The 7,356-nt window shown below is 40.4% G+C and carries 6 protein-coding genes and 1 pseudogene; 1 reads left to right on the top strand and 6 read right to left on the bottom strand.

Annotated features, from left to right (window positions below; translation table 11 throughout):
• Positions 1-110: 110 nt before the first annotated feature.
• Positions 111-452 (top strand): annotated as a pseudogene (locus ACXAH6_RS20120) (IS3 family transposase); the annotation flags it as partial.
• 1,493 nt (positions 453-1,945) lie between these two features.
• On the opposite strand, the gene ACXAH6_RS20115 reads toward ACXAH6_RS20120, so the two are convergent.
• From ACXAH6_RS20115 to ACXAH6_RS20090, 6 genes are all read right to left on the bottom strand, one after another.
• Positions 1,946-2,248, bottom strand: a complete 303-nt coding sequence (locus ACXAH6_RS20115) for a hypothetical protein (RefSeq protein WP_474879758.1) — start codon at positions 2,246-2,248, stop codon at positions 1,946-1,948.
• Between the two features lie 125 nt (positions 2,249-2,373).
• Positions 2,374-2,823 carry a hypothetical protein gene (locus ACXAH6_RS20110; RefSeq protein ID WP_474879756.1) on the bottom strand — a complete coding sequence of 150 codons (450 nt, stop codon included), beginning with the start codon at positions 2,821-2,823 and terminating at the stop codon, positions 2,374-2,376.
• 200 nt (positions 2,824-3,023) lie between these two features.
• Positions 3,024-3,758 carry a hypothetical protein gene (locus ACXAH6_RS20105; protein ID WP_474879755.1) on the bottom strand — a complete coding sequence of 245 codons (735 nt, stop codon included), beginning with the start codon at positions 3,756-3,758 and terminating at the stop codon, positions 3,024-3,026.
• A gap of 968 nt (positions 3,759-4,726) precedes the next feature.
• Positions 4,727-5,101, bottom strand: a complete 375-nt coding sequence (locus ACXAH6_RS20100) for a hypothetical protein (protein WP_474879753.1) — start codon at positions 5,099-5,101, stop codon at positions 4,727-4,729.
• Between the two features lie 130 nt (positions 5,102-5,231).
• Positions 5,232-5,591, bottom strand: coding sequence for a hypothetical protein (locus tag ACXAH6_RS20095; protein WP_474879752.1), 360 nt, complete (start codon positions 5,589-5,591; stop codon positions 5,232-5,234).
• A gap of 1,064 nt (positions 5,592-6,655) precedes the next feature.
• Positions 6,656-7,204, bottom strand: a complete 549-nt coding sequence (locus ACXAH6_RS20090; protein WP_474879751.1) for a hypothetical protein — start codon at positions 7,202-7,204, stop codon at positions 6,656-6,658.
• Positions 7,205-7,356: the final 152 nt, after the last annotated feature.

The raw sequence follows: 7,356 nt of genomic DNA, 5'->3' as shown, positions 1-7,356 counted from the left end.
AGAGCGTCCCCATGATGCCCTGAATGATCTGACACCATGGGAATATTTAACCAAGCATGAAATGGCCGAAATCTCTAATTATGGATGTAACTAATTAAGGGAGGTTTACAATATGGCGGCGTAATCCTAAGAAAATGGTGACAGTTCATTCAGATCAAGGAAGCCAATATACGAGTCATGATTGGCAACACTTCCTTAAACTAAATGGCCTTGAAGGCAGCATGAGCAGACGCGGTAACTGCCATGATAATGCGGTAGCTGAGAGCTTCTTCCAACTGCTGAAACGTGAGCGAGTAAAGCGAAAAGTCTATTCAACAAGGGACGATGCTAGAGGTGATATCTTTGATTACATAGAAATGTTCTATAACAATAAGCGAAAACATGGTTCCAATGATCTGCTTTCGCCAGTAGAGTATGAAAAGCGATATCAAGAACGGCTGAGAAGTGTCTAGATTATTGGTGTCGATTCACTTTGTTATGTGCTGAAACCATGACTTAAAACACCTTCCCTATGTTTTGGCTTAATTTACCGTGAGTAAAATGCGCTAGTGGTTAATGTAAAAACACAATGCGAAGCGCATTGCTAAATCCCATAACCCGCTTAAAACTGACGCGTTTACGACTAATATCCAACTAAAAATTGTTGCGTCCAACTTATTACGTCAGTACTGAAAATGCAATTTACTTGCAATATCTAGCCAAACTAAAAACTATTTAATTCTTGAGTTTACCAATAACAGTGATTGCTGAATTCAACTGCGAATTGACTACCACCGACACTTTGAAGTGACTAATTCAAACACGCACATACCCCCCGCTTAGGGGCAAAAATACGTGGGCTATAATACCGAGCAGAGCGAGGAAAGCCCACGTGTTTTTGTCCCAGCAAGCTCCGCTTGCGTCTACAGCGGTTTGTTATATAACAACTTAATACAACCTCTGCACCAGATCTAACAGTACAAAGAACACGAACATTAAACACAAAACTAATTTTACTGATTTATGTTTATCAGCTCCAAAAGCTGAATAGAGTACTAATGATAGAGAGGTTATTACACCAAAGAAATAAATCCCTGGATGAAAAATAGTTGCCGCATGAAAATAACAATAAGACACATAAATACACATGAGCACCAAACCAAGAAGCCAAACACACTTTGGTGATATCAAATATTCTAAAAAGTCTTCCGTTTTATTGAGCAAATAAGCCATTTTCATTTCCCAATTTCCTTTTGGTATATAACGCCCGCATAACGGGCAAAAATACGTAGGCTACAATTACGAGCGAAGCGAGGGAGCCTACGTGTTTTTGTCCCCAGCGAGCGCAGCGAGTGGTTAATGCGTTTGTTATAAGCCGTATTAAATACAATCTAGTTGCACATAACAACCTGTAACCAAAGCAAAAAGCGGCCATAAAAAACAATTAATAAATGCTAAGAAAGCAGAAATCACGTGACGTGTATTGGGCCTATTTTTTCGAGTCAGCCACGTTAAAAAATGACATACGATAATTGGAACTACAAATACTATTGCGCTGAAGGTTATGAGGGCCATTTGCTTTGTCTCTCGCACGTACATTGATGACGAGGAAAAATATGAGTAGAGAAATCCCAAAAGCAACCCTACTAACGACAAGACGAGTGCCGCTCTGTTTCCGTACCGACTGATTACATAGTAATGAAGTTCAATCCATAAAAATGTACAAACAAATACACTTATAAATAATACTGCCAAACTCAAATTCCCTGTGGCTTATAACACCCCGCTTAGGGGCAAAAATACGTGGGCTATACTAACGAGCGAAGCGAGGACAGCCCACGTGTTTTTGTCCCAGCACGCCCCGCGTGCGTCTACAGCGGTTTGTTAGCTGCCAACACTTTCAGTTCACTGAGCAATTCTTCACTGTAAAAGCTAAGTACCTGTGTCTGGCTACACGACTGCAATTTCATTTCATATATCCTCGGCTGAAGCAAGTGCCAAAATGCTTACTAATATCTCGGTACTCGTCCTTTGCTTTAACCTTTAAAAGTATGGTTCCCGAAAGGTACTCTGGAAATGATAAATTACTTTCTGTAATAACTTCTCCTTTATATTTTAAAATACCTTCTAAACAAGCGCGTTGAGAATCATTTACTGCAAAATAATCATATCTGGACTCAGACTCACTCAAGATGTGTGAAGCTAACGTGAAGCCAATAGCTGATAAGAAACATCCGGCAAGAAAGGGAATTATGAGTTTTCTATCCATACAAAAATTTCCGTAGCGCCTAACACCCACATAAGGGGCAGTAACACGTGGGCTAAAATCCGAGCGAAGCGACAGAGCCCACGTGTTACTGTCCCAGCGAGCCTGCGAGCGACTTAATGTGATTGTTATATCGCGAGTTTGCCTGCGGCCTCAGAGTCTATAGATTGGTTTATTTTGTGTTGAAAGTAAATGACATGAAAAAAGCTACTTAGGAAAGGATCTAGCCACAGCATGTTGCCTTTAGAGGCACCATTAATTCTGTTGATCCTATTCCTCACTTTGATGATCCATACAATATGAAAAATTGTCGATAGCAGGTGAAGAAGTTTAGCTGTGATTAATAGTGCTGTTGGTGCAGGGAAAAGAAAATAATAGACAAGCCCAAGAAGAGAAAGTAAGTGAATAGAGATCGCGGTTGATGTGAAAGCTTTTGAAATATGAATATCTGTACTTGAATTGAGTATTTTAGTCAGTTGCCAGAGACGAAAAATGACGTAAAGCCCAAAAGTTAAAACACATAAGGCTAGAACTACGGCTACAGATTTCTCTTTAAACACACCATCAGACCGAGACATTTCTTCTTCCTTGAAATAAACGCTGAAACATTAATGCGGTCTTTTGTCTATTTTTCAAGCGTGAAGAATTTGCTGGAATGTTCCTTCGCGATATAACACCCCACTAAGGGGCAGTAATACGTAGGCTAAAATTAGGAGCGAAGCGACAGAGCCTACGTGTTACTGTCCCAGCGAGTGAAGCGAGAGCCTTAAGTGGTTTGTTATGTTTCAAACCGCCGAAGCTTGAATGTGTATTCATTGCTTACTTTAAGACGCAAAACTTTATTGCTTTTGTTAGGTCTGTACTTTCGCCAATCCCATTCATTATCGATAAGAATAATGTTTGAGATACCAAAACGATTCAAGTCTTCAATAGAATAATCCCAACCTGTATTATATTGTCCGAACAATTGTAATATTTGTTGCCACCAGGTTATCTGAATTTGTCCATAGACGGTTAAGAGATTATCCACTCCTAGTTTTTCAAACAATAGTGCTTCCCTTTCTCTCATGGGAATAAGGTATTCAGATAGAAAATTTTCTGGCACTCCATCAGTGTTCCAATTTTTTTGCCAAGCACTTCCATGCCATATCAAAACAGAATTTTTCCTGAGATACTTTTTATTTGCTGCAGTGAATACATAGTTAGCACATGACGATGCGCAAAGGTTTGCTACTTCTATATCTAAATTGTGCTCACGAACCCATTCCCCAAGCTCCATTCCTAAACCAATCTCGCCTCCGGGGCTAGAAATTATGAGCTTTTTCGGCTTTGTATCAGCTTTGTGAAAGGCTTCAAAAACGTTCTGATTCAGATCCTTAGTAATAGCTCCTTCATACACTAAGTCCCCACTCTTGAATCCTGCGAATACCATTTTCTCATTTTGGTACTGCTCATTTTCCTTTGACGTGCACGCAGTAAGACAGAGAACAATCACGATGATAAAGATTTTCAAATCACTTCCCTTTGAAACATAACACCTAAATATGGGGCACAAACAGGCAGGCTACAATGGCGAAGCCGCCTGCCTGTTTGTGTCCCAGCCCGCCTGCGGGCGACATAATTTTTTTGTTATGTACGATTAAAAAACTACCTTGTAGCAACTGCCCCTAACCCTTAAAACGAGTTTTGAATAAAGAATAAAAGGTAGATGCTAATAGTACTATTAGAGTAAGCAAACCTAACCATAGAGATGCCAAGTAATAAAAGACAGTTGCAGTGCCTGAGGAAACGGAAAATAGCCCACAATCATAGCCGCATGTTTCCATTCTATATGCCGAAAATGCGAATATAGCTAGCAAACATATAAAATCGATCAGGCTAATATTCCTTATTTTTCTCAGCACTCAAAACTCCATTTTTATAGCTAAGTACATAACACCCGGCTTAGGGGCAAAAATACGTGGGCTATAATACCGAGCAGAGCGAGGACAGCCCAAGTGTTTTTGTCCCAGCACGCTCCGCGTGCGTCTACAGCGTTTTGTTATGTGCTGAAACCATGACTTAAAACACCTTTCCTATGTTTTGGACTTATTTACCGCGAGTAAAAGGCGCAAGTGGTTAATGTAAAAACACAATGCGAAGTGCATTGCCAAGCCCCCTAACCCACTTGAAATTGCCGCGTTTACGATTAGTACAAAACTAAAACCACTTAGCCCAACTTATTACGACAGCACTGAAAATGCAATTTACTTGCAATACCTAGCCAAACAAAAAAAGTTTTTTACTTAGGTTAAACACAAACAATGATTGCCGGATTAACCTGCAAATTGACTACAACAGACAACTTTAAAGCGACTAATTCAAACACGCACATAACACCCCGCTTAGGGGCAAAAATACGTGGGCTATAATAATGAGCGAAGCGAGGACAGCCCACGTATTTTTGTCCCAGCAAGCTCCGCTTGCGTCTGCAGCGGTTTGTTATGCAACGGTTTTACGGTTTAACCAATGCAAATAAATACCTACAAAAACTAACAGCGGTAAACATAACGTTGAAAGCCAAGCCATTACCCTAAGTACTTTTTTGTACCAATTAGCGTTAACCTTAAATTTTAATGATGCCAGAGATACCAAGATTAATCCTGGTAGCAGAACGATAATGCTGACAATTTGCTGAACTATAAATGTAGAAATCTCGCCAGCCAGTATTTTAGGGTCTGCACTGCCGCCAGTTGTACTGAGAGTAATTACGGTCGAAATGATTGCTAACACAAAGCTAATACTAGTGAGTAGTGCAGGAATAATAGGGATTAATGCAATTAAACCTATCAGTCCTAGTATCCTTGATTTGTCCAAAGTTAAAAAATCCTTTGAGTTGCATAACACCCGCATAAAGGGCGATAACACATGGGCTAAAATTAGGAACGAAGTGACGCAGCCCATGTGTTATCGTCCCAGCGAGCTTGCGAGCGATTTAATGCGTTTGTTATGTGCCGCTTACTACATTGTGGGTGTCTTTTTTAGGATTAGTTATAGGCCAACCCATTTCCTTTGCCACTTCTTTAGCAAGCAACCTGATATTATCCCACCTAGGGTCAGCATGTAATGACTCTGCGTGGAGATATAATGATTCATGCTCTTTACCTGAATTCTGAAGAATGAAAGTGTCCAACTTTTCGATAGATGATAGTTGGACTGGGGTAAAGGTACTTATCTTCAAGTCGTTGACACAATCCCCAAACTCAATAACCAATTCATCACCGACATGTACGTGATCTGGAAAAAGTGATTCTTGTACCTTCGCAGATGCTGCAAGTGCCATGATCGATTTTTTAAAGTTGCACATATGTATCCCTAGGCACATAACGCTAAGCTAAGGGGCGCAAATGCGTGGGGCAAAATAGCGAAGCGCCCCGCGTGTTTGTGTCCCAGCAGGCCGCCCCAGCGGACTGCGACTTAAGCGTTTTGTTATGTGCTGAAACCATTTGTTAAAACGCCTTCCCTATGTTTTGGACTTATTTACCGCGAGTAAAGTGGACAAGCGGTTAATGTTAAAGCTTGATGCGAAGTGCGTCATAAAATCTCCCACCATGCTTTAAATTGCCGCGTTTACGATTAAGACAATAAAACTATTTGGCCCAATTTATTACGACAGCAATGAAAATGCAATTTACTTGCAACATCTAGCCAACCAAAAACGGGGGTTTACGTAGGTTAAAAACAAAGAGTGATTGCTGAATTTACATATGAGCTAGCTAAAGCCGACACTTTAAAGCGACTAATTCAAACACGCACATAACACCCCGCTTAGGGGCAAAAACACGTGGGCTATAATAACGAGCGAAGCGAGGACAGCCTACGTGTTTTTGTCCCAGCACGCACCGCGTGCGTCTACAGCGGTTTGTTATGTTGCGACTCGGCTACGAAGAAAGACAATTTAATGCCTACCACGTTTGACTGTTAAACCAGTAAAACATATACATGAGTACTACAGTCAATTGGACAAAATAAAGCACTTTGACGTAATTTCCTCTTCGAATTAACTCTGAAACCCTTTTAGGGGTTGTGTGGTCAACTTTATAACTGAAAAAGAAAACCATATTCGTAAAGCTCTGAAGTGGATTGCAGAAACTGATTTTTTCAATTATTCGAGCATCTTTTCCGAGAGCTGATTTGAGCTTTTTAACTACTCGGTTTTCAACGCTAGACATCACAAAGGTCGTGATAAGCGCACAAATATACAGCACAAATGTTGGTGATATTTCAAAATTTCCCATTGCTCATCCTTAGCAACATAACACCCCGCTTAGGGGCAAAAATACGTGGGCTATAATTACGAGCGAAGCGAGGACGGCCCACATGTTTTTGTCCCAGCAAGCTCCGCTTGCGTCTACAGCGGTTTGTTATGTGCTAACAATTTAGTTTCGGCAACCACTGAACATTGCCAGAGACCCTCTTAAATTCAATAGGCTGTAGCCTAATGTGTGAACCTGATACGACAAATTCTGGAATGCTTATCTTTAACCAATTTTCGCTAAGTTCCCCAATGCTAAATTCTCCGCCAAATGATTTATCATATTCGAAGCTCATTCCTTGATACCTTTGAATAACCTTGCCTCCAACTAGCACATTATCTTTCCATTCATCTATCTGATAAGTCTTACTTTCTGAATTACTTGAAGAAACAGAAATTTTATCTGATTGAAGCTCTACTATTTTGTTTTCAGCTATTTCAAAATGAATTAACAGATTATAAGAGCCTTCAATATCAGACTGAAGTGAGGCATTTAATAAAACGCCTTCTTCTAAAGGGATTTCAATTTTAATTTTGTTGCTATTAGCGTCACACGTATTTGATGATGCGACTCCGAGAGGGTGAGAAGGCTCATAATAAACTCCTCGCGGTTTAGCGATGCAACCTACTAACACTGCAGATAATATTATTAAAAATAACCTCATAGGCATCCCAGCAAGCCCCGCGTGCGTCTACAGCGGTTTGTTATTGTAAACCTCCCCTAAAATAGCGACATACCTTTTTAGAGTTCTTCGGCGTAAACTGAGCCAAGAAAGGAGAACTCCTGATGAAAAAGTCTCGATACACAGAAACGCAG

The sequence above is a fragment of the Alteromonas sp. ABE4_545 genome (assembly GCF_056161325.1).
This window is presented reverse-complemented; position numbering and strand designations above follow the sequence as displayed.

Bases quoted from the DNA above. Each gene is read 5' to 3' on its own strand.
- ACXAH6_RS20115 (WP_474879758.1), bottom strand. From the start codon at position 2,248: ATGGATAGAAAACTCATAATTCCCTTTCTTGCCGGATGTTTCTTATCA.
- ACXAH6_RS20110 (WP_474879756.1), bottom strand. From the start codon at position 2,823: ATGTCTCGGTCTGATGGTGTGTTTAAAGAGAAATCTGTAGCCGTAGTT.
- ACXAH6_RS20095 (WP_474879752.1), bottom strand. From the start codon at position 5,591: ATGTGCAACTTTAAAAAATCGATCATGGCACTTGCAGCATCTGCGAAG.
- ACXAH6_RS20090 (WP_474879751.1), bottom strand. From the start codon at position 7,204: ATGAGGTTATTTTTAATAATATTATCTGCAGTGTTAGTAGGTTGCATC.